14 protein-coding genes, 1 tRNA gene and 5 pseudogenes are annotated in these 25332 nt (G+C 67.8%); 10 read left to right on the top strand and 10 right to left on the bottom strand.

Going from position 1 to position 25332, the window contains the following annotated elements; genetic code table 11:
• Window positions 1-1230 carry a formyl-CoA transferase gene (gene frc / locus OG878_RS07135; protein WP_328885980.1) on the bottom strand — a complete coding sequence of 410 codons (1230 nt, stop codon included), beginning with the start codon at window positions 1228-1230 and terminating at the stop codon, window positions 1-3.
• Between the two features lie 16 nt (window positions 1231-1246).
• Entirely contained in the window at window positions 1247-2929 is a 1683-nt protein-coding gene (locus OG878_RS07130) for a thiamine pyrophosphate-binding protein (RefSeq protein ID WP_328885979.1), read from the bottom strand.
• Window positions 2930-3093: 164 nt separating this feature from the next.
• Here OG878_RS07130 and sucC point away from each other — a divergent pair, with 164 nt between their 5' ends.
• The 4 genes from sucC to OG878_RS07110 all read left to right on the top strand — a co-directional run bounded on the left by sucC (window position 3094) and on the right by OG878_RS07110 (window position 7295).
• Window positions 3094-4227, top strand: coding sequence for an ADP-forming succinate--CoA ligase subunit beta (gene sucC / locus OG878_RS07125; RefSeq protein WP_328885978.1), 1134 nt, complete (start codon window positions 3094-3096; stop codon window positions 4225-4227).
• Between the two features lie 11 nt (window positions 4228-4238).
• Complete coding sequence (gene sucD / locus OG878_RS07120; protein ID WP_328885977.1) at window positions 4239-5156, top strand: succinate--CoA ligase subunit alpha; 918 nt, start codon at window positions 4239-4241, stop codon at window positions 5154-5156.
• 256 nt (window positions 5157-5412) lie between these two features.
• Entirely contained in the window at window positions 5413-6975 is a 1563-nt protein-coding gene (locus OG878_RS07115; RefSeq protein ID WP_328885976.1) for an aldehyde dehydrogenase family protein, read from the top strand.
• Window positions 6976-7210: 235 nt separating this feature from the next.
• A tRNA-Leu gene (locus tag OG878_RS07110) sits at window positions 7211-7295 on the top strand.
• Here OG878_RS07110 and OG878_RS07105 read toward each other — a convergent pair.
• The 4 genes and pseudogenes from OG878_RS07105 to OG878_RS07090 all read right to left on the bottom strand — a co-directional run.
• Complete coding sequence (locus OG878_RS07105) at window positions 7277-7654, bottom strand: hypothetical protein (protein WP_328885975.1); 378 nt, start codon at window positions 7652-7654, stop codon at window positions 7277-7279. The two genes, OG878_RS07110 and OG878_RS07105, sit on opposite strands and share 19 nt — an antisense overlap.
• Window positions 7655-8025: 371 nt before the next feature.
• The gene (locus tag OG878_RS07100) at window positions 8026-9903 is read right to left on the bottom strand and encodes a CocE/NonD family hydrolase (RefSeq protein WP_328885974.1); all 1878 of its coding nucleotides are present in this window, start codon (window positions 9901-9903) and stop codon (window positions 8026-8028) included.
• A gap of 711 nt (window positions 9904-10614) precedes the next feature.
• Complete coding sequence (locus OG878_RS07095) at window positions 10615-11823, bottom strand: L,D-transpeptidase (protein ID WP_328885973.1); 1209 nt, start codon at window positions 11821-11823, stop codon at window positions 10615-10617.
• Between the two features lie 258 nt (window positions 11824-12081).
• Window positions 12082-12474: pseudogene (locus tag OG878_RS07090) on the bottom strand (DEAD/DEAH box helicase); the annotation flags it as partial.
• A 5-nt stretch (window positions 12475-12479) separates the two neighbouring features.
• Between OG878_RS07090 and OG878_RS07085 the strand changes: the two are divergent.
• Window positions 12480-12940 (top strand): annotated as a pseudogene (locus OG878_RS07085) (IS200/IS605 family accessory protein TnpB-related protein); the annotation flags it as partial.
• 217 nt (window positions 12941-13157) lie between these two features.
• Here the strand turns inward: OG878_RS07085 and OG878_RS07080 are convergent.
• Window positions 13158-14318 (bottom strand): ROK family protein, encoded by a 1161-nt coding sequence (locus OG878_RS07080; protein ID WP_328891159.1) that lies wholly within the window; start codon window positions 14316-14318, stop codon window positions 13158-13160.
• Between the two features lie 348 nt (window positions 14319-14666).
• A complete protein-coding gene (locus OG878_RS07075) occupies window positions 14667-16499 on the bottom strand; it encodes an OmpL47-type beta-barrel domain-containing protein (protein WP_443049243.1) in 1833 nt (610 codons plus the stop codon).
• A gap of 756 nt (window positions 16500-17255) precedes the next feature.
• Here OG878_RS07075 and OG878_RS07070 point away from each other — a divergent pair.
• The 5 genes and pseudogenes from OG878_RS07070 to OG878_RS07050 all read left to right on the top strand — a co-directional run bounded on the left by OG878_RS07070 (window position 17256) and on the right by OG878_RS07050 (window position 22560).
• Complete coding sequence (locus tag OG878_RS07070; protein WP_328885971.1) at window positions 17256-18233, top strand: multicopper oxidase domain-containing protein; 978 nt, start codon at window positions 17256-17258, stop codon at window positions 18231-18233.
• Window positions 18234-18435: 202 nt separating this feature from the next.
• Window positions 18436-19461 (top strand): annotated as a pseudogene (locus tag OG878_RS07065) (ThuA domain-containing protein); the annotation flags it as partial.
• Window positions 19462-19467: 6 nt separating this feature from the next.
• Window positions 19468-21417: pseudogene (locus tag OG878_RS07060) on the top strand (ThuA domain-containing protein); the annotation flags it as partial.
• A gap of 9 nt (window positions 21418-21426) precedes the next feature.
• Window positions 21427-21630 (top strand): annotated as a pseudogene (locus OG878_RS07055) (PKD domain-containing protein); the annotation flags it as partial.
• A 78-nt stretch (window positions 21631-21708) separates the two neighbouring features.
• Complete coding sequence (locus OG878_RS07050; RefSeq protein WP_328891158.1) at window positions 21709-22560, top strand: 3-keto-disaccharide hydrolase; 852 nt, start codon at window positions 21709-21711, stop codon at window positions 22558-22560.
• Between the two features lie 89 nt (window positions 22561-22649).
• Here OG878_RS07050 and OG878_RS07045 read toward each other — a convergent pair whose 3' ends face one another.
• Window positions 22650-23036 (bottom strand): hypothetical protein, encoded by a 387-nt coding sequence (locus OG878_RS07045; RefSeq protein ID WP_328885970.1) that lies wholly within the window; start codon window positions 23034-23036, stop codon window positions 22650-22652.
• Window positions 23037-23531: 495 nt separating this feature from the next.
• Complete coding sequence (locus OG878_RS07040) at window positions 23532-24992, bottom strand: amino acid permease (RefSeq protein WP_328885969.1); 1461 nt, start codon at window positions 24990-24992, stop codon at window positions 23532-23534.
• Window positions 24993-25332: the final 340 nt, after the last annotated feature.

The following is a 25332-nucleotide window of genomic DNA, read 5'->3' as shown; positions in this document are numbered from 1 at the left end:
TCAGATGACTCCGTTCGTCTTCAGCAGCCGCAGCTCCTCGTCGCCGAGGCCCAGCTCACCGACGTACACCTCTTCGTTGTGCTCGCCGAGCAGCGGCGAAGTCACCACATCCACCGGGGAGTCGGAGAGCTTCAGCGGGGAGCCCACGGTGGTGAACGTGCCGCGCTCCGGGTGCTCCACCTGGACGACCATCTCGTTGGCGACCAGGGACTCGTCCTCGATGATCTCCCGGGTGGAGAGGATCGGGCCGCACGGGATGTTGTGCGCGTTCAGCCGCTCCAGCACCTCCCACTTGGGGAGCGTCGCGGACCACTCCTCGATGAGCTGGAACATCTTGTCGAGCTTGGGCAGGCGGGCCTCGGGCGTCGCCCACTCGGGGTCGTCCACCAGTTCCGGGCGTCCGATCAGCGAGGCGAGCGGCTGCCAGCCGACCGGCTGCACAATGACGTACACATAGTCGTTGGGCCCACCGGGCGCGCACTTCACCGCCCAGCCGGGCTGCCCGCCGCCGCTTGCGTTGCCGCTGCGCGGCACCTCGTCGCCGAAGTCCTCGTTCGGATACTCCGCCAGCGGTCCGTGCGCAAGCCTCTGCTGGTCACGGAGTTTCACCCGGCACAGATTGAGCACCGCGTGCTGCATGGCGACATTGACGCGCTGCCCGCGCCCGGTGTTCTCGCGCTGGAACAGCGCGGCCAGGATGCCAGCCACCGCGTGGATGCCGGTTCCGGAGTCGCCGATCTGCGCACCGGTCGCGAGAGGCGGACCGTCCTCGAAGCCGGTGGTGGACATCGAACCGCCCATGGCCTGGGCGACGACCTCGTACGCCTTGAAGTTGGTGTACGGACCCTCGCCGAAGCCCTTGATGGAGGCATACACGATCCGCGGATTGATCTCCTGGATCTTCTCCCAGGTGAAACCCATCCGGTCGACGGCGCCGGGCCCGAAATTCTCCACCATCACGTCCGAGCGGCGGATCAGCTCGGTCAGCAGTTCCTTGCCGCGCTCCGTCTTGGTGTTGAGGGTGATGCTCCGCTTGTTGCAGTTGAGCATCGTGAAATACAGCGAATCGACGTCCGGGAGGTCACGCAGCTGCTTGCGCGTAATGTCCCCGGACGGCGCCTCCAGCTTCACCACGTCCGCGCCGAGCCAGGCCAGCAGCTGAGTGGCGGAGGGCCCGGACTGTACGTGCGTCATGTCGAGGACGCGCACGCCCTCTAGAGCTTTGGTCATGTCAACGACTCCTCTGTTACTTGTACATGGTCTGGTTCATGGTTCCGGGGGCGTACGCGTCGGGGTCGACCCAGACGTTGATGAGCGACGGCAATCCGGACTCCCGGGCCCGCTGCAGCGCCGGCGTGATGTCGGCGGGGTCGCGGATTTCTTCGCCGTAACCGCCCAGCATCTGGGCGAACTTGTCGTAGTGGACGTTTCCCAGGGTGTTGCCGACCCGCTCGCGCTCGTCCCCGTGCTTCGCCTTCTGGCCGTACCGGATCTGGTTCATCGAGGAGTTGTTGCCGACGATCCCGACGAAGGGGAGGTTGTAGCGGACCAGCGTCTCGAAGTCCCATCCGGTCAGGGAGAACGCGCCGTCGCCGAAGAGCGCCACGACCTCCTTGTCGGGCCGGGCCTGCTTCGCCGCCAGGACGAACGGCACACCGACACCGAGCGTGCCCAGCGGGCCCGGGTCCATCCAGTGACCGGGCGACCTGGGCTGCACGACCTGCCCGGAGAAGGTGACGATGTCGCCGCCGTCCCCGATGTAGATCGAGTCCTCGGTGAGGAAGTCGTTGATTTCGCTGACCAGCCGGTACGGGTGGATCGGCGATGAATCCGACTTCAGGCTGGGCAACCGCTTCTCGATCGCGGTCTGCTCGGCGGCACGGAGCTCCTCCAGCCACGCCTTCCGCTTGACCGCACCCCCGTTGATCCGACCGCTCGCCGCTTCCGTGACCGCCTTCAGGACCATTCCCGCATCGCCGACGATCCCGAGGCCGATGTCACGGTTCTTGCCGACGGTGCGGTAGTCGAGGTCGATCTGCACGACGGTGGCGTCGGCGGAGAGTCGCTTGCCGTACCCCATCCGGAAGTCGAACGGTGTACCCACGATCACGATCAGATCGGCGTTGGCGAAGGCGTACCGCCGCGACAGCTGGAAGTGGTGCGGATCGCCGGGCGGCAGCGTGCCGCGCCCGGCCCCGTCCATGTAGGCGGGGACATTGAACGTCCGTACGAGCTCGACGGCGTCGTCCGTCGCCCGGGTCGTCCATACCTGACTGCCCAGCAGGATCGCCGGCTTCTCGGCGTGCACAAGGAGATCGGCGAGCTTCTCGACGGCCGCGGGGTCACCGGCCGTACGGGTCGAGGCCCGGTACTGCGCGGCCTCCGGAACCCGGGCCTTCGACACTGGCACCTTGGCGTCCAGCACATCGCGCGGGATCTCCAGGAAGGAAGGACCCGGCGCCCCGTGGTAGCACTCGCGGAAGGCCATGGACACCATGTCGGCTGCGCGGGCGGTGTCGGGCACGGTGGCGGCGAACTTGGAGATGGGCGACATCATCTCGACGTGAGGGAGGTCCTGGAGCGAGCCCATCTTGTGCTGACTGTGCGCCCCTTGACCACCGATCAGCAGCATCGATGACTCGGCCCGGAAGGCGTTCGCGACGCCCGTGACCGCGTCGGTGGTCCCCGGCCCAGCCGTGACGACGGCGCATCCCGGCTTGCCGGTGATCCGCGCATAGCCGTCGGCGGCGTGAGCGGCTACCTGTTCATGGCGTACGTCGACGACTTCGATGCCCTCGTCGACGCAGCCGTCATAGATGTCGATGATGTGGCCGCCGCAGAGGGTGTAGATGCGCTCCACCCCCTCGGCCTTCAACGCCTTGGCGACCAAGTGCCCACCGGAGATGAGTTCCTGGCTGTCCTCGGGCATGGCGATCCCGGCCCTTCGTAGGGGAGTGCAGGAGCCATTGCCGTGCTCCCGCAGTACATTGCATACAGTCGACGAATACTGTATGAAACTTGTTATCCCGCATCCGGTGGGTGGTGTCCAGGGGGCGAGCGGCACTTTCACAATCGGCACGATCGGGAGTGGCTATGGATCTGTACGAGCACCAGGCACGGCAACTCTTCGCAGAACACGGCATAGCGGTACCGGAGGCCGAGGTCATCGACCGTGCGGCCGACGCAAGGGAAGCGGCGGGCCGGCTCGGTGGCCGAGTCGTCGTCAAGGCGCAGGTGAAGACGGGCGGCCGGGGCAAGGCGGGCGGAGTGAAGATCGCAGCCGACGCGGCGGCCGCCGAACTGACCGCCCGCCAGATCCTCGGCATGGACATCAAGGGCCACACGGTGCGGACGGTGATGCTTGCGCAACCCGTCGACATCGAGGCCGAGTTCTACATCAGCTACGTACTGGACCGGGCCGCGGGCACCTTCCTCGCCATCGCCTCCGCGGAGGGCGGCATGGAGATCGAGGAGGTCGCCGCAACCCGCCCCGAGGCGGTGGCCCGCATCCCCGTCGACCCGGTCGAAGGAGTCAGCGAGCGGAAGGCCGCGGAGATCGCCGCAGCCGCATCCCTGCCGCCCGAGGCCGCCCCCGTACTCCGGCATCTGTGGGAGGTGCTCACCAAGGAGGACGCGCTGCTCGTCGAGGTCAACCCTCTCGTCCGCACCACGGACGGCCGGATCCTCGCCCTCGACGGCAAGGTGACCCTCGACGACAACGCCCGCTTCCGCCAGGCCCGTTGGGGAGTGGATTCCGACGACCCGCACGGTGACCCGCTGGAGGCGGCGGCCGCCTCCAAGGGTCTCAACTACGTCAAGCTCGACGGTCAGGTCGGCATCATCGGCAACGGCGCGGGACTCGTCATGTCGACCCTCGACGTCGTCGCCGGCTGCGGCGCCCGCCCGGCCAACTTCCTCGACATCGGCGGCGGCGCCTCGGCAGCAGTCATGGCCGACGGCCTTTCCGTCATCCTCTCCGACCCGGAGGTGAAATCGGTCTTCGTCAACGTATTCGGAGGCATCACCTCCTGCGACGCGGTAGCCGACGGCATCGTCCAGGCACTGCAGACCGTACGCCTGACCAAACCCCTCGTCGTCCGCCTCGACGGCAACAACGCCGCCCGCGGCCGCGCGATCCTCGACGCCCACGCGCACCCCATGGTCGAGCAGGTCACCACGATGGACGGCGCCGCGCGCCGAGCAGCCCAACTCGCCGACGCAGCCTGAGGAGACCGGACATGGCGATATTTCTGACCAAGGAGAGCAAGGTCCTCGTCCAGGGGATGACCGGTGCCGAGGGCATGAAGCACACCCGCAGGATGCTGGCTTCGGGCACCCGGATCGTCGGCGGCGTCAACCCGCGCAAGGCGGGCCGCAAGGTCGATCTCGATGGCACGGAGATCCCCGTGTTCGGCTCGGTGCGCGAAGGAATCGACGCCACGGGAGCGGACGTCACCGTCGTCTTCGTCCCGCCTCCCTTCGCCAAGGCTGCCGTCATCGAAGCGGCCGACGCCGGCATCGGCCTCGCCGTGGTCATCACCGAAGGCATCCCGGTTCACGACGCGGTGGCCTTCCACGCGTACGCCCGCACCCGTGGCACCCGCATCATCGGTCCCAACTGCCCCGGCGTGATCACACCCGGTCAGTCCAACGCGGGCATCATCCCGGCCGACATCGCACCCGTACCTGGCAGGATCGGCCTGGTGTCGAAGTCCGGCACGCTGACGTACCAACTGATGCACGAGCTGCGTGACATCGGTTTCACCTCGGCGGTAGGCATCGGCGGCGACCCCGTCATCGGCACGACCCACATCGACTGCCTGACGGCGTTCGAGAACGACCCCGACACGGAACTCATCGTCCTCATCGGCGAGATCGGCGGCGACGCCGAGGAACGCGCAGCGGCGCACGTCGCCCAGCACATCACGAAACCGGTGATCGGCTACATCGCGGGCTTCACGGCCCCCGAGGGCAAGACCATGGGCCACGCGGGCGCGATCGTCTCGGGTTCGTCCGGCACGGCGGAGGCAAAACAGAAGGCGCTGGAGGCGGCAGGGGTACCGGTGGGCGCGACACCGACGGAGACGGCACGGCTCGTGAGGAAGAAGCTGGGTATCCCCAGCCCCTCCGACACAGCTGGCCCGTCCGGCGTTTGAGGACCTGGGTCCGGGGGCGGAGCCCCGGTCTCGGGAAGGGGCGGGTAGGCGAAACCCGCCGCAGACGCCCCACCCGCAGACGCCACATCCGCCCCGGACCCGGGCGCCCACACCCAACCCGCCCCCTACCCCGGCCGCGTGACGTCCCTCACCCCGGAGCCAACGTCGCCCCGCCCCCAACCCCCGCTCACTACCGTCCGGTAGGAGCGAGCCATTCACCTCCCGCCCCGACTGTGCACCGAGAGCGGAGACATCCATGGCACCGAACCCACCCACCAACACCCCCACCCTCATCCTGAAACCAGGCACGGCCTGGACAGACGCCTGGCAGCGCTGCCTCACCACCGCCCCCGAGGCCTTCCGGACCGACCGGGTCCTCAACCTCTGGGGTTCGTCCTGGCAACAGGATGGCCGTCCCCTCCCTGCCACCAGCCCCGTCGACGGCACCCCGATCGCCGGTCCGCCCCGGCTGGACGCCCCCACCGCCCAACAGGCGGTCAGGTCCTCCCTCGACCAGCACCGCGCCTGGCGCCACATCCCACTCCCCGAACGCCGCGCCCGTGTCTCCGCCACCCTGGACGCACTCACCGAGCACCGGGAACTCCTCGCCCTCCTCCTCGTCTGGGAGATCGGCAAGCCCTGGCGCCTCGCCCAGGCCGACGTGGACCGGGCGATCGACGGTGTCCGCTGGTACGTCGACCACATCGACCGCCTCCTCGCCGACCGCACCCCGCTCCCCGGCCCGGTCTCGAACATCGCCAGCTGGAACTACCCCATGTCCGTGCTGGTCCACGCGATGCTCGTACAGGCCCTGGCCGGCAATGCGGTCATCGCGAAGACCCCGACTGACGGCGGCGTCGCCTGCCTCACCCTGGCCTGCGCCCTCGCAGCCCGCGAGGGCATCCCCCTCACCCTCCTCAGCGGCAGCGGAAGCGAACTCTCCGCACCCCTCGTCCGCTCGCCCGAGATCGGCTGCGTCTCCTTCGTCGGCGGCCGGGACACCGGAGCACGCATCGCCACCGAAGTGGCCGACCTCGGCAAACGGCACATCCTCGAACAGGAGGGTCTCAACACCTGGGGCATCTGGAACTTCACGGACTGGCCGTCGCTGACCGCCGTCATCCCCAAGCTCTTCGACTACGGCAAGCAGCGCTGCACGGCGTACCCCCGCTTCGTGGTCCAGCGCAGCGCGTTCGACGACTTCCTCGCGGCCTATCTCCCGGCCGTCCGCTCCCTCCGCACCGGTCACCCCCTTGCCGTCGCGGACCCCACGGACCCGCTCCCCACCCTGGACTTCGGCCCGCTGATCAACGCGGCGAAGGCCAAGGAGCTGGCCGATCAGGTGGCCGAGGCCATCGACCGGGGCGCGATCCCCCTCCACCGGGGTTCGACGGCCGACGCCCGGTTCCTCCCGGGCCAGGACACCGGCGCGTACCTCCACCCGGTCACGCTCCTCAACCCGCCTCCGTCCTCACCGCTCCACCACGCGGAACCCTTCGGCCCGGTCGACACGATCGTCCTCGTCGACACGGAGGCGGAGCTCCTGGCCGCCATGAACGCCTCGAACGGCGCTCTGGTCGCCACGCTCTCGACCGACGACCCGGCGACGTACGACCGCCTGGCCCCACAGATCCGTGCCTTCAAGACCGGCCACGGCACACCCCGCTCCCGAGGCGACCGCGAGGAACTCTTCGGCGGTTTCGGCGCCTCCTGGCGAGGCGCCTTCGTGGGCGGCGAGCTCCTGGTCAGGGCGGTGACGGACGGCCCGGCAGGGGAGCGCCTCCCCGGCAACTTCCCGGACTACCACCTGATGCCGTAGCCACCGGGACCTGCTGCCCGGCCATCCCGGTCACCGTACGCTTCCGGACGTTCACCCAGGAGCGTACGGTGACTGTGCGGGAGCACTACGCGTACCTGCGTGACGACGGACCGTACGCACGACTCCCGGACGCGTCCGCCACCCTGCACTGACCACCGAATATGCAGGTGAGAGGCACCTCGAACCCCTGGTATTGTTTTCTTTGTCGCCGCGGGAAACCGGGGCCGACCACCTGGTCCGGGTGGCGGAATGGCAGACGCGCTAGCTTGAGGTGCTAGTGCCCTTTATCGGGCGTGGGGGTTCAAGTCCCCCCTCGGACACCGAACGGCAATCTGCGGGTTGTCGCCAAGTGGTGGTTGAGACTCGTCTCAACCACCACTTTGTGTTTTCCGGAGTCGTAGACGAGGGCGAGCCCGAGATGGCGGTAGATCTCCGCCTTGTCCGCGGCTTCCACTTGGCGGACGGCGGCGGCCAGGTCGCTGATGGAGCGTACGAGCCGGGCGATCTCGTCACGGGTCATCTGTGAGCCACGACCTTCGGTCGTGGTGCGCAGTTCGGCTACGGCGCGGGCTTTGCGGGCCTGTGTCTCGGCGATCCATTGGGTGACGAGGGCAGGGCCGGCTCCGGCTTCGAGCGCTGTGCGGTGGGTGGCGAGCTCGGCGTCGCAGTCGGCGATCACTATCGGGGCGGCTTCACCAGACCGCCGGACTCCCCGGCGAGTCCAACTCTGTCTCGCCGACAGCGGAAACGCTTCCACCGCGAGCGCCGGCGCCCGTGGCGCGCAGCATCTCGATGTGGGCCCTGAGCCCGTTCTGCCTGCCGAATGGCGTGCGCACGCGCCATTCCCCATGGTGCTGACGGGCTACGACGCATCCGGAGAATTCAGCAAGGGCTCTGGCACCGCCCACTCGTCGTCGGTCAACCTCCCCTGCCACACATGATCAGGACGACGAGGCACTGATCGGGGGAGACGTCGCCCGGTGCCTGGGTCGGTGCCGGACGGTGCTCCCCCGGAGCCGTGCCGGCCGGCGCCGACCTGTGGGCGTGGGATCAGATGTGGCCGCCGGGCGTCACGGTGAAGGATGCCGGACCGGCCGGCAGGTCCACCGTGTACTGGCGCAGGTAGGTGTCCAGGTACGGTGAGCGGTCTCCCTGGGTGGCTACGTCGTCGGATGGATCGTCCAAGGACAGTCTCAGCACGGCGCCCGAGACATGGATGGTCTGACCCGATGGGGTGTCACGCCACGATCCGGTCTGGATCGAGCCGATCTCCACGGCCAGGACATGCCCGGCCGCCAGCGTCCAGTCGGTCGCCTTGAGGTCGACGCTCATCCGGCCGGCCTTCAGCAGGGAGACCTGCTCGTCGAACATCACGGCCCTGCCGTCCGGGCCGACGTCGTAGAGCTTGAGCATGACATTGCCCTCGCCCTTCGCGGTCAGCGAGATGTTCGGTGTGGCGGTCACCCGTACGTCCTGGGCGAGTGGCTGTGACCAGACGAAGAAGCTGGAGCCGACCTCACCGGCCTGCTGCCTCTTCGCGATCCCCTTGGCCAGACCCTTGGGCGCAGGCTGCTCGGTCGTCGGCGCGTTCTCCGTGTCCCAGTTGCCCGACGGCTGCACCGCCTTGGGCGCCGGTGTGCCGGCTGCGGCAAGGTTGGCGCGGGCGGAGGCACCGCCGTCGTCGAGGTAACTGCCCCTCCCCAGCGGGAGGGTGGCGTTGCGCTCCACCACCGGCCAGGTGTCCTGGGCCCGCCAGTGACCGGTGGAGTCCTCGACGGAGTACGTCGGGTAGTCGACCGAGGGCTGAACTCCCTTGAGGTACTGGTCGTAGAAGGACAGCGTCTCGTCGTACCAGCCCTCGCGGCCCATGGCCAGGCGACCGTCGCTCACCCGGTCGCCGCCACGCACGTGGTCCCACTGGCCGACCCAACCGCGCTCCGGGCCGGTGTGGTTGGTGAGGTACTCCTGCATCTCCTCGGGCTTGGTGTTGTTCTCGACAAAGCCCTGGGTGACGAAGAGCGGCGTGTTGGTGCCCTGAGCCATCTTGGCCAGGTCACGGGAGGTCCAGAACGGGTCGTTCCGGTCGGATATCCGGTATCCGGCCGAGTTCTCGGTCAGGCATCCGGGGTGGTCGTCCTCGTACCGGGCGTTGGCCTGATAGCGCACGTCGTCGTCCGACAGCGGGGCCATCGTGGCAATGCCGTTGTAGGCATTCGCGGTTCCGGTCACATTCGGGCGGGGGACGCCGTTGGAGTAGATGTACTGGTACATGTCCCAGAGGGGCTCCCCGGCGACAACGGCCTTCAGCGCGGACTGCTTCAGGTCGTTGCCGATGAGGCCGGTGACGGCGTCGTAGGACTTGCCGTACATGCCTACCGCGCCGGTCGACCACGGCCGGCTGGCGGCCCAGTTGATCGCGGCCTTCACGTCGGCCTGCTCACCGGGACCGCCCCAGTCGAGGCACCCGGTCGAGCCGCCGAAGCCGCGCAGGTCGACCATGAGGAACGCGTAGCCGTGGGCGAAGAGGTCGCTGCCCTCGATGAAGTCCTGGAAGCGATTCGAGGGACCGGTGTGGGTCCAGCCCTCGGGGTTCGTCTGGCCCATGTGCCCGAAGTACGGGCCGATGGAGAGGATGACCGGCACCTTCTGCCCGGCGGGCACGCCTTCGGGCATCAGCAGGTCGCCGTGCAGTTCGGTACCGGAGCCGTCCGAGGACGGGAAGTAGTGCTGGGTCCAGACCGAGCCCTTTGGAACACGGTCGTTCTGCTCGTGCGTGATGCCGTCGGTCGCGGTGGTGACCGCCGTGGTCGGGGTCCGAGCGGAAGCGGCGGCCTGTGACGCGACGGCGGGGCCGGCGAGTGCGCCGGTCAGCGCCAGAGTGGTGACGAGTGCCGAGGTGGCCCAGCCGGGCGCGCGACGTCTGTTCACATGCTCTCCCGAGTCGTCGGTACGTAGCGGAACGGCGTTTCCGGTCGAGCGGCGGCGCCCTGCCCGCCATCGCAGGGACGATGGACGGTCGCACACATGTCAGGAACGGGACCACGTGTGCGAACCCTGGCCGGAACCTTTGGCGAGCGAGCCTAGGGTCAGCACTGAAAAGCGTCAACGGTGCTGTGTATCCGTCGTGTTACTGATGTGACGGCAACAAGTCCGCTTCTGGTAGGGGATGTTGTGCGAGATGACGGTGAAAGCGTCGGCTGCATCCCAGCGGACGGGGCTGGTTCGCCATGTCGGCCGGGTCTTCGCCGCCCCCGTCGCGATCCTGAAGGGGGCAGCCGGGAATGCCCTGGCCGCCTGTCCGACGGACTGCAGGATGCGCCGTGGAGAGAGGGCATGACGGACGCCCCCGCGTATGACCTGTGTCCTCGGGTGGTCTTGAAAACCGCGCTGTTCGCGATCAGGTTCTTCCATCCCGGTACCACGCGGGACTGGCGGGCCATGGGCGCACAGTACTGGTGTCGAACAGCCCACCGGTCCGCCGACATCGATCGTCTGTTGGGCGACGTGACGCAACCGCGGTCCCACACGCGGCGAGGGCTGCTCGAGCGCCCTTACGCCGCAGGCGGCGGGCGACACCGTGTCGCCCGCCGCCTGCGGCGTAAGGGATTCAGGTTCAGCTGCTCGGGGAGTGACGTGGCGTCAGCCGGTCGCGCTGCCCGCGACCCACTCGCTCCACGGCATGTTCCAGTCGCTGAGGCCATTGTCGGGGGCCAGCTTGGTCTTGTCTTCGGAGTTCTTGACGATCACGACGTCACCGATCATCGAGTTGTCGAAGAACCACGCGGCGGGCTGCTTGCCGTCGCCGCCGCCCTTGACGTCCTTCAGGCCCACACAGCCGTGGCTGGTGTTGACCTTGCCGAAGAGCGCGTCGGCACCCCAGTAGTTGCCGTGGATGAAGGTGCCCGAGGCGGTCAGGCGCATGGCGTGCGGTACGGCCTCGATGTCGTAGGAGGGCTTGCCGTCCTTCTCCGTGAGGCCGACGGTCGCACCGTTCATGTGGATCTGCCTGAACTTCTCGGAGATGACCATCCGACCGTTGTATGTCGGGTGCTCGGTGCTGCCGGACGAGATCGGGATGGTCTTGATCGTCTTGCCGTCCCGTACGACGGTCATCTGCTTCGTCTTGGCGTCGACCGTGCTGATCTGGCTCCGGCCGATCTTGAACGTGACCGTCTTCTGGGTGCCGTGGAGGTCGAGCGTGACGGTGACGGTGGAGCCGGGCTTCCAGTGGTTCTTGGGGCGGAAGTCCAGGCGGTCGTCGTTGAACCAGTGGCCGACGACCTGCTGGCCGCTGCTGGAGCTCACCTGGATCTTCGACTCCATGGCGGCCTTGTTGCTGATCGCCTTGTCGAAGTCGACCGTCACCGGCATGCCCACGCCGACGGTCGAGCCGTCCTCGGGGGAGAGGTGCCCGATGAAGTTGTTGGCCGGGGAGAGCGTGGTGATCGTGGCGTTCCCGGTGACGGAGCGGCCCTCGGCGTCCTTGGCCTCCGCGGTGACCTGATACTTGGTGGCCCGCTCCAGCCGGCCGTTCGGCTTCCAGGACGTGCCGTCCGCGGACAGGGTGCCCGGAACCTCGGCACCGGTCGCGACGGCGGTCATGGTCACCTTGGTGAGCTTGCCGTTGCTGACGGTGACCTTGACGGAGTCGTTGATCCCGACGTCGTAGGAACCTTGCTTGGGTGTGATCTTTATTCGGGCGTCGGAAGCCTCCTGGGTGGCCGCCTGAGCCGCCCGCGCCTGCGCTTTCGGGTGATTCCCGACGTCGTTACCGCTGGCAGCAGCGTTGCTGGTACCGCCGAGGGCTGCGAGTGAGACCACGCCGCCGAGTACACCGACTGCAACCATGAGCCGGGTGCGTCCTTTACGTATCGTGATCAAACGCTTCTCCCGTGTCACTGGTCGTTGAATCCCTGGAGCTGGATGCCGAGGGAGTGCAGCTAGCTATAAAGCCATTTATATGGGGCCATCTGTCCTTAATGGGTAAATTGTGGTGAAGGCCACGCGCCGTCGAGCGCGTCGCCGAGGCCCTGCCCGACTGACGGATGGCGCGTAGTCGATCCGCTCTCGCCGCCCGGATCCGATCATGACGGGACGCCAGGTTCGGCGGAGCGTCCGGCCGATGTTCTGCACGATCTCGACCTGGGAGCCACGGGTGTCGGCGAAGCAGACGGCTTCCACTCCGCGCGCTGATGTCGACGCCCTCCCCAAGGACCGGCCCGGAGTCGAGGAAGGCCCTGTGTACGCGCTGGCCCGCGGCATCGATGCCGCGGGCGAACTGTCGATGCACTTCGCGCCGTTCGGCCACGAGGTGGTCGTCCCACAGCTATGCCGACCACACCCGGTCCGGACGACGTGGCGGTCGGCCTCCAGCTCGTAGAACTCCGCGTCGATCGAGGACCTTGGCAGCCGGTCCGCCTTGGCCAGGTCGTGGGCGGCGTCGGTGACGTACAGCTCCGCGGCCGTCTCCTGCAGCTTCTCCGCGAAGGTGGCGGCATCGGCGCGCCTGGCAACGCCCCGTTGTGCAGACCATCCCGTGGGAGGTCGCCCGCACCCGGGCATGATCGGCGTCGACACCAACACCGACCACTTCGCCGCCTACCGGATCGACCGGCACGGCAACCCGTACCGCTTCGGCTACGACCTGTCCGGTTCGGTCGGTCACCGCGACGCGCAGATCCGCCATGCCCTGACCCGGTTGATCAACTGGGCGGCGCGGGACGGTGTCGCCGCGATCGGCATCGAAGACCTGGACTTCAGCGCCGAGAGGGCCCGCGAGAAGCAAGGCCGCCGCAAGCGGTTCAGGCAGCTCATCTCCGGCATGCCTACCGGGAAGCTGAAGGCCCGGCTGGTGTCCATGGCCGTGGAACACGGCCTGAGCATTGTCGCGGTCGATGCCGCCTATACCAGCCTGTGGGGTGGCCAGCACCGGCAGAAGCCGCTGGCCACCCCACGCCGAAAGATGTTCGCCGGCGCTCACGGCCTCGCACGGAATGGGTCCGTCGCGCAGCAAGACCGCGTCCTCGCCGGGAGGGCTCTGACCGGCAGGGCGGTACAGACGTCGCCCCGGTCGGAGCCGTACTGGCCGAATCGCCGTTTTTTGATCACGCGCTTGAAGCCGGCCTCCTGGTGGGGGGTGTTGGGCTGCTCTGAGCCACCAGCGACGATGACCTTTCGAAGCGTCAGGCCGGTGAGAAGACGTGGTCGCTGATCAACCGGGCGGCGCCGACGACGCCGGCGACCTGGCCGAGTTCGCCGAGCACGATCGGCAGGTTGGCGGTCGCCAACGGCAGCGACTGACGGTAGACCTGGGTGCGGATGCTCGCCAGGAGGTTGTGGCCCAGTCCGGTGAGCCCTCCTCCGATGACCACCAGGCCGGGGTTGAAGAAGCTGACCAGGCCGGCGATGACCTGACCGGTACGGTTGCCTCCCCAGCGGATCAGATCCAGGGCCGCGGCGTCCCCGGCGTCCGCGGCGGCCGACACGTCCTCGGGGGTCAGCCTCCCGGCCGATGCGAGCCGTCCGGCCAGCTCCGTCGAGCGGCCGGACTGGGCGAACGCGGTCGCGTCGCGTACGAGGGCGTTCCCGCCGAAGTAGGCTTCCATGCAACCGGTGTTGCCGCAGGCGCACCGCAGCCCGTCCGGGTCCACCTGGATGTGGCCGATGTCGCCGGCGCTGCCGGTGATACCGCGGTGGACCTCGCCGCCGACGACGATGCCGCAGCCGATGCCGGTCCCGAGCTTCACGCACAAGAAGTCACGTACGGACCGGGCGACGCCGGCCTGCTGCTCGCCCAGGGCCATCAGGTTCACGTCGTTGTCGACGAGGACGGGGCAACCGAGCTCCTGGCTCATCGCCTCGCGGACGGGGAAGCCGTTCCAACCGGGCATGATCGGCGGCGCGACGGGGACACCCTCCGGGAACCGGACAGGTCCCGGCACACCGATCCCGGCACCGTCGAAGTGTTCCGCCGACGTCGCCTCGCGCAGCTTGCCGACCAACGCCAGCACCCGCTCGAAGACCGCGACCGGGCCGTTGCGCACGTCCAGCGGCTCGGCCACGTGGCCGAGGACCTCCAACTCGGCGTTGGTGACCGCGACATCCACGGAGGTGGCGCCGATGTCCACGCCGAGGAACCGCAGCGACGGGGCGATCCGGACGTTGTGCGAGCGGCGGCCGCCGCGGGATGCGGCAAGGCCGTCCGGGACGACCAGACCGGTTTCCAGCAGCCGGTCGATCTCGAACGCGAGCTTGGAGCGCGACAGCTCGACCAGGTCCCCCAGGGCGACCCGGGACTGCGGGCCGAGGTCGCGCAGGAGGCGGAGCAGCCGGGCCTGATGCATATTGGCCGGTCGAGCCGTCGTACTCCTCACGCCGCCCCCGTCGTGGTCAGAGCCGTTCGCATGCCCGGTGCTTGGGGGCGCGACTCCTACCGGACCGTAGCACCGTGCCGTCGACGGCAAAGGAAACTTGTGCACCGAGTAACAGGAATTTCATCAGCAGATGGACGAAGCCGATTCGAAGCAGCACAGTCTCGTTGCCGCCCAGGCTCTTGCAGAGGCGGCCAAGCCCGATGGGGTGGAGCCGTCCAGCTCTCCACCCCATCGGTTTTGGTGCGCTGTCCGGTTTGCTCGGCGGGCCGCTGCCGGCCGAGGCCCACGGCTCAGGCGGCGTCACCGCCCGGCCGTGACTCAGCGACCGGCGGTACCGTGGTGCGGCATGCCGACGTCGGACTGGCCGGCCGCCTTCTTGATCAGGGCGGCCTCCCGCTGGTCGAGGACCCCTTCCTTCCGCAGCGTCGTGACGATCTCCCCGACGTGTGAGACGAACGCGCCATGGTTGTTCCAGGCCCGGTGATCCTCGATCAGCTCGTTGACCGTGCAGCCGTTGGTCGTGACGCGGTTCGGGACACCAGTGTTGATCGAGCCGAGGAACACGGTGGAGCGGTCGTCCCTTTCAGGACAGTCGGTCGGCGGCTTGCTGTCGACGATGGTGAGGGACAGCGACTGCGGCGTGGCCGTGTTGCCGGCCTTGTCGGTGGCTCGGTAGAGCAAGGTGTGGTTTCCGGCCCTGTCGATCACCACCGGTGCGGAGTACTGCAGGTAGGGGCCGCCGTCGAGGGAGTACTCGATCCCGGCCACACCCGACCCCGTGTCCGAAGCCGTCACCGTCACCGTCGCACTGCCGACGTAGTCACCGGAGTCGTTCTTCGTGCCGGAGACGGAGGCCGACACCTGCGGCGGCGTCCTGTCCTCGGGCGGAGCCGCCACCACGGTGAAGTCGACGGATTTCGCCGGCGAGGTGTTGCCTGCTTTGTCGGTCGCTCGGTAGGTGAGTGTGTGCCGGCCTACGCTGTTGATCGCAACTGGTGCTGTGTAGGCGCTGTATGAGGCACCGTCGAGGGCGTATTCGATTCCGGCCACGCCGGACTCTGTGTCCGAAGCGGTCACTGTGACGGTCGCGCTAGATACGTAGTTTCCGGCGGAGTCCTTGGTTCCGGATACTGTCGCGGAGGTGTCGGGTGGTGTGGTGTCCTCGGGTGGAGCCGCCACCACGGTGAAGTCGACGGATTTCGCCGGCGAGGTGTTGCCTGCTTTGTCGGTCGCTCGGTAGGTGAGTGTGTGCCGGCCTACGCTGTTGATCGCAACTGGTGCTGTGTAGGCGCTGTATGAGGCACCGTCGAGGGCGTATTCGATTCCGGCCACGCCGGACTCTGTGTCCGAAGCGGTCACTGTGACGGTCGCGCTAGATACGTAGTTTCCGGCGGAGTCCTTGGTTCCGGATACTGTCGCGGAGGTGTCGGGTGGTGTGGTGTCCTTGGGTGGTTCGGGTGCCACCACGGTGAAGTCGACCGATTTCGCCGGCGAGGTGTTGCCTGCTTTGTCGGTCGCTCGGTAGGTGAGTGTGTGCCGGCCTACGCTGTTGATCGCAACTGGTGCTGTGTAGTTGGTGTATGAGGCACCGTCGAGGGCGTACTCGATTCCGGCCACACCGGACTCCGCGTCCGAAGCGGTCAGCGTCACGCTCGCGCTGCCGACGTAGTTCCCGGAGGCATCCTTCGTCCCCGACACCGTCGCTGACGTATCCGGCGCAGTGGTGTCGTCGCCGGGCGCCGCGGTGACGATGAGCTCACCCGACATCATCTGGTGGCCCGGCATCGCGCAGAAGTAGTGGTATATGCCAGGTGTGAGGGTGACTTCGGTCGTGTGCCTGCCTCCCTCGGAGTCGAAGGGGCTCGCCAGGATGTTGAGGCTGACGTCGTTGTTGTAGTCGGGGTTCGAGACGTCGAACGTCAGGGTGTGCGTCAACCCCGTCGTGTTGCCGGTCGCCGCGCTGCTCTCGAACACGATGGTCGCCTTGCCCGCCACCGCGGTGGTGGGGGCTGACGCGTACTTCATGTAATCGTCGCCGGCCGTCCAGGTGAGCACCTGGGTCGCTGCGGGCTCCTCCGTATGATTCACCGCCGCGTAGGCGACCGGAACGACCAATGCGAAAGCCGTGAACACAACGGCCATCAGCGCCATCAGCACCGGATGCGCGCTGAATCGGTCAAGTAGCGCGGTTCTTGAGGGGGGCGGATCCGTCTGGGCATGGAGCAGTCTTCTGAACACCGCTGCACCTTTCGGGAATTCGCTTGTGCGGCACCGCGCAGGACTCGCGGTCCCGCCGGGTGGACGATCAGCCGCCGGGATGAGCGCGCTCGAGACGCGAGTACTCCGCTCACCGGACCGGCGCCCTGAACGGAACGGGGCGAGTGCCGCGCTGCGGTTGATCGCCCGCGCGCGACGACGGCGGGGGCCGCCGTCACTCACGCACAGGCGGCATCCGCCCCTGTCGCTGGGAGGCCGCTGGCACCGCGAACCCGAGGGCGGGGTTCACGCAACCTCTTTCATGCGGCAACGATGGGAAGTTAGCGGGTCTTTTGACTATCCGCCAAGACCTATGACGAGAATCCAACGAACTTTGACCTCAGTCTGGAAAAACTGGATGTGTGCTCGCTACGGTGTCCAGGTCCCGAGGCGAACCCCCTTTGCCCAGCCGATCCGATCCCGGCCTTAGCCGGCACATCGAGCCAAGCCGGACCGCCTCCACCGGGGTCCGGCCAAGTCGGACCGTGTCCACCGGAGTTCGGTCCGGCGACCGCCCCGTCCGCCTCGCGGGGCCGAACGCCCGGCGCACCACCGCGTACCGCCGTGACGGGACAGCTGCCGTCGTCGGCGGCTCACACCACGACCACGAAACGCCTTCGGGCACCTTCGCGTTTCGAGGATTGGAGAGCGATGACCGACTCAGGCGCAGGCACGAGACGCCTCTTCTCCCGGCGAGCGTTCGCCACCGGCGCGGCCGCCGCGGCGGCCGTGCCCACGGTGCTCGGCGCCTCCGCCGCCGCCCCGAAGGACAAGCCCGGTGAAGGAAGCGGTCAAGGTAACGACAAGGGCACCGTCCGTGAGCTGACGCTGTACATGGAGAACCTGCCGAACGGGGAAATGGGCTACGGCCTGGAGCCCGGTAAGGCGTCGATTCCCGGCCCGCTCATCGAGCTGACTGAGGGCGACACGATGCACATCGAGGTCGTCAACAACCTGGACGTCGCCGCGAGTCTGCATGTGCACGGCGTGGACTACGACGTCGCCAGCGACGGGACCGCGATGAATGACAGCCTGGTCGAACCGGGCGGCCGCCGGACCTACGTCTGGCGCACCCACGCCCCGGGACCGAACCACGACGGAACGTGGGAGGCCGGCAGCGCCGGTTATTGGCACTATCACGATCACAACGTGGGGACCGAACACGGCACGGGCGGCCTCAAGAAGGGCCTGTACGGACCCGTGATCGTGCGCCGCAAGGGCGACGTGCTGCCCGACAAGCAGTTCACGGTCGTGTTCAACGACATGATGATCAACAACAAGGCCCACCACGACGCCCCCACCTTCACAGCTGTCCTCGGCGAGCGAGTGGAGTTCATCGTCATCACTCACGGGGACTTCTTCCACACCTTCCATGTGCACGGGCACCGCTGGGTGGACAACCGCACCGGGATCCTGCAGGGTCCGCAGGACGTGAGTGCGGTCATCGACACCAGGACCGTCGGCCCCGGGGACTCCTTCGGGTTCCAGGTGATCGCGGGTGCCCGGGTCGGCGCAGGTGCCTGGATGTACCACTGCCACGTCCAGAGCCATGCGGACATGGGCATGGTCGGGGTCTTCCTCGTCACCGAGGCCGACGGCACGGTCCCCGGCGGCATGACCCACCACTAGGAGGCAGCGGCGGGGTCCTGATGCGGGTTCCGCCCCCGAAGCCACGCGCGTCAGGTCTGCCTGACGGCCTGATGGGCGTGTACCAACCTGCCGCCGGACGGTCCTCGCCCGCCAGGACCGGGGTGAACCTGACCTCCCTTCTCCGGCACCCCGTCCTTCCCGGGCAGCGTGACCGCCCGTCGAAAGCCGTCGCGCCCGGCGCATGCCGGGCGGGGCACCTGCGGCAGCCCTCGCTCCATCCCCTGATCACTCTTCCGTTTCCGGATCGAGTCAAGGAGCAAGCATGGGCAAGAGAGACTGGTTCGCCCTGTCGAGACGAAGCGGATCACCGCCGTCGCGTCCTGCGCGGACCTCTCGTCACGCGTGGCCCTGGCGCCGCGCGGTCGTTCTGCTGTCCAGCGCCGCACTGACGGTGGGGCTGTCCGGGCTGCCTTCCGTGGAGGCACAGGCGCAGCAGCCCGGCGACAGCGTCAGCCAGGACCAGGGCGCCGCCACCGAAACCCAGGTGAACGTTCTGGTCTTCCACGGACCGGCCGCCAAGCAGGACGACCCGGTCAACAAGGCCACGGCGGCGATCGAGAACCTCGGCGAGAAGAACGGGTTCAAGGTCGTCGAGTCCGAGAACGCGAGCGTGTTCAACACTGCCGACCTCGCCAAGTACCGAGGGTTGGTGTTCCTGTCGGCCGACGGCGTGACGCTCAACGCCGAGCAGGAAGCCGCGTTCCAGTCGTACATCAACAACGGCGGCGGCTTCGTCGGCGTCCACGACGCCGCCCGGGCCCAGTCCGACTCCGCCTGGTTCACCGGGCTGATCGGCACCCGCCCGGCCCTGGGCCTCCCCGACCCCGAAAAGGTGGTCGAGAGCGCGGTCAACGAGGACAACCCGCCGAACGAAACCAAGGACAAGCTGTTCGACGGCAAGAACGACACCAAGTGGCTGGCCTTTTCGCCGACCGGCTGGGTCACCATGAAGCTGGACAAGCCCGCCGCAGTGGTCAACTACGCGTTGACCTCCGCCAACGACTCCTCGGGACGGGACCCGAAGGACTGGAAGCTGCAGGGCTCGGAGGACGGCGAGACCTGGAAGACCCTGGACACCCGGACCGGCGAGGCCTTCTCGTCGCGTTTCCAGACCAGGCAGTTCCAGTTCACCAACAGCACGGCCTACCAGCACTACCGGCTGGAGATCACCGCGAACAGCGGTGAGCCGCTGACCCAGCTGGCCGAGCTGCGGCTCTTCACAGCCAACCCGACGCCCCCGCAGGACACCAAGGTCCAGCAGGCCGTCGTCGACGTGACAGACCGTCAGCACCCCGCCAACAAGGGACTTCCGCTCAACTGGACCCGCTCCGACCAGTGGATCAACTGGGACCCCAACCCGATCGGCAAGGTCCACACCATTGCCCAGGTCGAGGAGGGGAAGTACAAGCCGGGGCTCAGCGCCAACGGCCCGTTCCACCCGATCTCGTGGTGCCGGGACTACGACGGCGGCCGGTCCTTCTACACCGGTATGGGTCGCACCGAGGAGAGCTACACCACCGACACGAAGTTCCAGAGCCACCTCCTCGGCGCCATCGAGTGGACCACCGGCATGGTCCGCGGTGACTGTCAGGCGACCATCGCGTCCAACTACACGACCGAGCGGCTGACCGCCCAGAACCAGGCGGGGCAGCTCGACCAGATCGGTGAGCCGCACGGTCTGACCATGGCCCCCGACGGCAAGGCCTTCTACATCGGCAAGGCCGCCTGCCCGTCCGGCCCGATCGTCGACTGGAACAACCCCAAGGTCGGCCTGGGCTGCGGCACCATCCACCAATGGGACCCCAAGACCAAGAAGGTCAAGCTGCTCACCACACTCGATGTGATGGGCAACCGCGGCAGCGGTGACGAGCTGGTCAAGAACGAGGAAGGCCTCGTCGGCGTCACCCTCGACCCGAAGTTCGAGAAGAACGGGTGGATCTACATCTACTGGATGCCGCACGAGTCGATCGACCGCGACAAGCGGATCGGCCAGCGGACGGTATCCCGGCTCACCTACGACTTCGCGACCGAGTCCATCGACCAGGGCACCCGCAAGGACCTGCTGCACTGGGACACCCAGATCCACAGCTGCTGTCACGCCGGTGGCGGCATGGCCTTCGACAAGGACGGCAACCTCTACATCGGCTCCGGTGACAACAACTCCTCCGGCGGCTCGAGCGGTTACTCCGGGAACAACTGGACCCAGGACTACAAGGGTGTCTCCTTCCAGGACGCCCGCCGCACCTCCGGCAACACCAACAACCTCAACGGCAAGATCATCCGCATCCACCCCGAGCCCGACGGCACCTACACCATCCCCAAGGGCAACCTCTTCCCGCCGGGTACGGACAAGACCCGTCCCGAGATCTATGTGATGGGTGTCCGCAACATCGCCCGGCTCTCCATCGACCCGGTGCACAACTGGCTGAACGCCGGCTGGGTCGGACCGGACGCGGGAGCGCCGGACCCTGAGCTGGGCCCGGCCAAGTACGAGACGGCCACGGTCATCACGTCCGCGGGCAACCAGGGCTGGCCGTACTGCATGGGCAACAAGCAGCCGTACCGTGACCGTAGCAACACGGACGCCAATGTTCTCACCGGCTGGTACGACTGCGATCACCTCAAGAACGAGTCGCCGCGCAACACGGGCCTGGTGGACATCCCGGCGGCCCGGGACAACATGATCTGGTTCTCGCCCCAGGGCGGCGGCCCGGTCTACCCCAAGCGCTCCGACGGCAGCGGCCTGCCGACCTACGTCGAGAGCGACGCCACCTACACCGAGCCGTACCTCAAGGGCGGAGGCCAGGCCATCATGTCCGGTCCGACCTACCACCGATCCCAGGTGGACACCAAGAGCGGTGCCGCCTGGCCGGCGTACTGGGAGGACAAGTGGTTCATCGGTGACGAGTCCAACGCCAACAACCGGGTCGCGGTGACCGTCGACCCCGACCAGGTCAAGGACGCGGGCGCGCCGGCCTTCGGCGAGGACCTGCGCAGCATCATCGCGCCCGGCAACGGCTCCACCCAGCTGCAGAGCTGGATGGACGCCAAGTTCGGTCCCGACGGTGCGCTGTACATGCTGGACTACGCGGGCGGCTTCTTCAGCCTGCACTCCAATCAGAAGCTCATCCGCATCAGCTACCACGGTGGCCCGGCCACCCCGAACCCGCAGGATGCCGGGGCGCGCGTCATCACCCAGAGCAAGCCCAAGACGGTGGCGTTCTCCGGTGCCAAGGTCGGCGGCGTGGCCTGGGAGTGGGACTTCGGTGACGGCAGCGCGCCGTCGCACGAGGCCGACCCCACGCACACCTACGCCGACTACGGCACGTACCACGCGAAGTTGACGGTCACCTACGCCGACGGCGAGAAAGCCACCGCGACGTTCGACGCCAAGGCCGGCTGCCCCGCGCCCGACGCCCGTCCGACCGTCAAGCTGCTCGACACCGACACCGGCGTGGCCAACCACCGCGCGGGCGGCGGCTGCACCGTCAACGACCTGATCGACGACGAGGCGTCCTGGCCGAACCACGGCGAGTTCGTCAGCCACGTCAACGCCGTGGTCAACGACCTCCGCAAGGAGGACGTCCTCGACAACCGCGAGTCGGCGGCGATCAGCAAGGCGGCGGCGCAGAGCGAGATCGGCAAGGTCGCCGGGTACCGGCCCGTCTTCGACGGGACCGCGGCGAGCCTCGCCGACTGGCGGCAGGCCGGCCCCGGGAAATTCTCCCTCCAGCCCGACGGCACCATCCGCAGCTCAGGCGGCCTGGGCATGCTGTGGTACGCCAAGCAGGAGCTCGGGGACTTCTCGGTCAGGCTCCAGTTCCGGGACATGGCTCCGGGTACCGGCAACGCCAACAGCGGTGTCCTCATCCGGTTCCCGGACCCGCGGACGCCGCTGGCCGACCGTCCGGCCGGCAGTTGCGGGACGGTCGGTTCGGCTCGCACCGCCCCCGAGTGGCTCGCGATCTACTGCGGTCAGGAGATCCAGATCTACGACGGGACCACGGGCGAGGTCCAGAAGACCGGTTCGGTGTACAACTTCAAGCCGGTGGGCCTGGACAAGGCGGGGGTGACCCCGAAGGGCCAGTGGAACGACTACGAGATCCGCGCGGTCGGGCAGCACTACACGATCATCCGCAACGGCGTGGTGATCAACGAGTTCGACAACACGCCCGGCAAGTCGTCGTCTCGGGCGGGTGACCCGCCCACGGACCTGCGTCAGTTCCTCAGCGGGTACGTGGGGTTGCAGAACCACAGCAACAACGACCTGATCGAGTTCCGCAACATCCGGGTGCGGAACCTGTAGTCGCACAGCGGCGGGTGCCGGGCTCGGGGCAACAGCCCCGAGCCCGGCTCTTCCCAGCATGCGGGCCGTCGCCGGGCCGGCTCGCTCGTTCAGCCCCGCAGCCCCGGAGGCAGCGTTCCACCGCTCCGCCTTCCCCACCGCCGCCGGCCCGCCGGGGACACCCGCCCACGCGGATACCCCGTATGGGTCAGGAACGCCTCGATCACCTTCAGCGCGGGCCGGTGCGGTCGCACCGCCATCAGCACCGCGTCGTCTCCGTTCGGCAGCGGCGGTGCCACCAGGGCGACTTCGTCCCCGGACCGCAGACGCAGCACCAGTCCCCGCAGCCGGTGCTCGTCCCCGGGCACGGTGCGCAGACGCGCGCGCATCTGGTCCTGCGCTGGGGAGTACAGCCGTACGTGGGCCAGCAGTGCCCCGTGCTTGAACTCCTCCCAGCGGCCCCGAGCCCAAGGCTGCGGAACGGCGGCTCCTGCCATGGCCGCAGGGCGTCCAGACGTTCCAGCAGACGCCGCAGGAAGTTCCGGACCGACGGCGCGTCATGCGGCTGCCAGGACAGGTCCTTCTCCCAGGCGTCCACGGCGAGTGCCGCCTCGATCGCTGCGTACTGCTCTTCCGTGGTGAGGTCGTAGAACGGCTGCTCCAGGATCATGCGACTGATGCGCTCGACCTCCTCATTGCCCAGTTCGCGGCTGAACTGCAGGCAGTAAAGGATCGCTGCAAGTACCCCGGAATTCATGCACACAGTATGGCCACCCAGCCCTCCGCCCAGGGGCCGGTCCGAACCTGCGGGCGGGGCGGTGACAGTCAGAGCCTGCCCGGTGCCCCAGGTCGACAGAGATCCCGGGACGTCACAGTCGGTCCGGACGACACGATCCGGGCGGCGGCCCCGCCCGGCCCGGTGGCCGGGTGGCACGGGAACGGCCCCCGCGGAAGGGAGCCTTCCGCGAGGGCCGTCGCCGGTACCGAGGACCTCAGGCGTCCTCGCGTTCCTGCGCCAGGTCGTTCACCCGTCGCCGGACCACGAACCAGCCACCGACCAGTGCCGCCGCGATCAGCGGCAGGCACATCACGGTCGTACGGCCCACTCCGCCGCCCCACCACATCAGGAACACGACCGTGGCGAGGAACGCCAGCGTGACGATCTGCGTGTACGGAGCCCAGGGCAGTTGGTACGAGGGGCGGGTGACCCGGCCGTCGCGTGATCGGTGCCAGAACATCAGCGAGCAGAGCATGATCATGCCCCAGGTGCCGAGGATGCCGATCGACGCGAAGTTGAGGACGATCTCGAACGCCTCGCCCGGCATGATGTAGTTGAGCCCGACGCCGAGGACGCCGAACCCGGCGGTGAGCAGGATGCCGCCGTACGGCACCTGGCCCTTGTTCATCAGGCCGGTGAACTTGGGCGCGGAACCCGACAGTGCCATCGAGCGCAGGATGCGGCCCGTGGAGTACAGCCCGGAGTTCAGGCTGGAGAGCGCCGCGGTCAGCACGACGAGGTTCATCACGCCGGCCGCGCCCGGGATTCCGAGCTTGTCCATGACGGTCACGAACGGACTCTCGTCCCCCGAGTACGAGGTGTACGGCAGCAGCAGGGCGAGCAGCACCACGGAGCCGACGTAGAAGAGACCGACGCGCCACATGATCGAGTTGATGGCCTTGGGCATGATCTTCTCGGGGTTCTTCGTCTCACCGGCGGCCACGCCGCACAGCTCGACGGAGGCGTACGCGAAGACGACACCCTGGATCACCAGCAGCATCGGGAGCATGCCGACGGGGAAGATGCCACCGCTGTCGGTGATCGTGGAGAAGCCGGGGGTGTGACCGTCGACGGGATGCTGGGTGACGACCAGGTAGATACCGATCAGCATGAACGCGACCAGGGCGCCGACCTTGATGATGGCGAACCAGAACTCCATCTCGCCGAAGTACTTGACCGAGATCAGGTTGGCCGTGAGAACGACGGCGAGGGCGATCAGCGCGAGGATCCACTGCGGGATGTCGCTGAACATGCCCCAGAAGTGCGCGTACGTGGCAGCCGCCGTGATGTCGGCGACGGCGGTGGTCGCCCAGTTGAGGAAGTACAGCCAGCCGGCCGCGAAGGCGCCCTTCTCGCCCATGAACTCACGGGCATACGAGACGAAGGCGCCGGAGGACGGCCGGTAGAGGACCAGTTCGCCGAGCGCGCGCACGACGAAGAAGGCGAAGACACCACAGACCGCATAGGCAATGGCGAGCGAAGGCCCCGCTCCGGCCAGTCGGCCGCCCGCGCCCAGGAACAGCCCTGTGCCGATCGCGCCGCCGATGGCGATCATGTTGATGTGGCGGGACTTGAGGTCCTTGCTGTAACCGGCATCGCCGGCGTCCACATGGTGCGAGCCCGCCGCCGGTGGGGCGACAGCGAGCGTTTCGGCCGCTGTGGTGCGGTCACTCATAGAGAGGATTCGCCTTCGTGAGGGGAAGGTGGGCATCCCGGCCGCAGACGGCCGGGCGGTCGTCACCGTGAGCACGGCTCGACGCTCCATCATCCGGGAATCATGAGATCTTGGCAGTGTTCAACGTCACTCAGGAACGAATCTGAGGTTTTTCAGAGGTTGCGGAGCGTTAAACGAAGGGACGCGCGGGATGTGCCGCCTCGACTCATTGATTCCGCGGTGTCCTTCCGTGGGGGATCCGATCGACTTTTCCGCCGCAGGCCTGCCCGGATGTAGTTGCGATTTCGCTCTTGTGAACATGGGAATGCCTTTACGGCCTCCCGTCGGGCGCTGTCGTCGT

Origin of the sequence: Streptomyces sp. NBC_00316, assembly GCF_036158715.1 — a bacterium.
Taxonomy (GTDB): domain Bacteria; phylum Actinomycetota; class Actinomycetes; order Streptomycetales; family Streptomycetaceae; genus Streptomyces.
The sequence above is the reverse complement of the archived record's forward strand: the minus strand, read 5'-3'. Positions and strand labels throughout refer to the sequence as shown.

Excerpts from the sequence above, each read along its gene's own strand:
- frc (WP_328885980.1), bottom strand. The coding sequence starts at position 1,230 with ATGACCAAAGCTCTAGAGGGCGTGCGCGTCCTCGACATGACGCACGTA.
- OG878_RS07130 (WP_328885979.1), bottom strand. The coding sequence starts at position 2,929 with ATGCCCGAGGACAGCCAGGAACTCATCTCCGGTGGGCACTTGGTCGCC.
- sucC (WP_328885978.1), top strand. The coding sequence starts at position 3,094 with ATGGATCTGTACGAGCACCAGGCACGGCAACTCTTCGCAGAACACGGC.
- sucD (WP_328885977.1), top strand. The coding sequence starts at position 4,239 with ATGGCGATATTTCTGACCAAGGAGAGCAAGGTCCTCGTCCAGGGGATG.
- OG878_RS07115 (WP_328885976.1), top strand. The coding sequence starts at position 5,413 with ATGGCACCGAACCCACCCACCAACACCCCCACCCTCATCCTGAAACCA.
- OG878_RS07095 (WP_328885973.1), bottom strand. The coding sequence starts at position 11,823 with ATGGTTGCAGTCGGTGTACTCGGCGGCGTGGTCTCACTCGCAGCCCTC.
- OG878_RS07080 (WP_328891159.1), bottom strand. The coding sequence starts at position 14,318 with ATGCATCAGGCCCGGCTGCTCCGCCTCCTGCGCGACCTCGGCCCGCAG.
- OG878_RS07075 (WP_443049243.1), bottom strand. The coding sequence starts at position 16,499 with ATGGCGCTGATGGCCGTTGTGTTCACGGCTTTCGCATTGGTCGTTCCG.
- OG878_RS07070 (WP_328885971.1), top strand. The coding sequence starts at position 17,256 with ATGACCGACTCAGGCGCAGGCACGAGACGCCTCTTCTCCCGGCGAGCG.
- OG878_RS07045 (WP_328885970.1), bottom strand. The coding sequence starts at position 23,036 with ATGGCAGGAGCCGCCGTTCCGCAGCCTTGGGCTCGGGGCCGCTGGGAG.
- OG878_RS07040 (WP_328885969.1), bottom strand. The coding sequence starts at position 24,992 with ATGAGTGACCGCACCACAGCGGCCGAAACGCTCGCTGTCGCCCCACCG.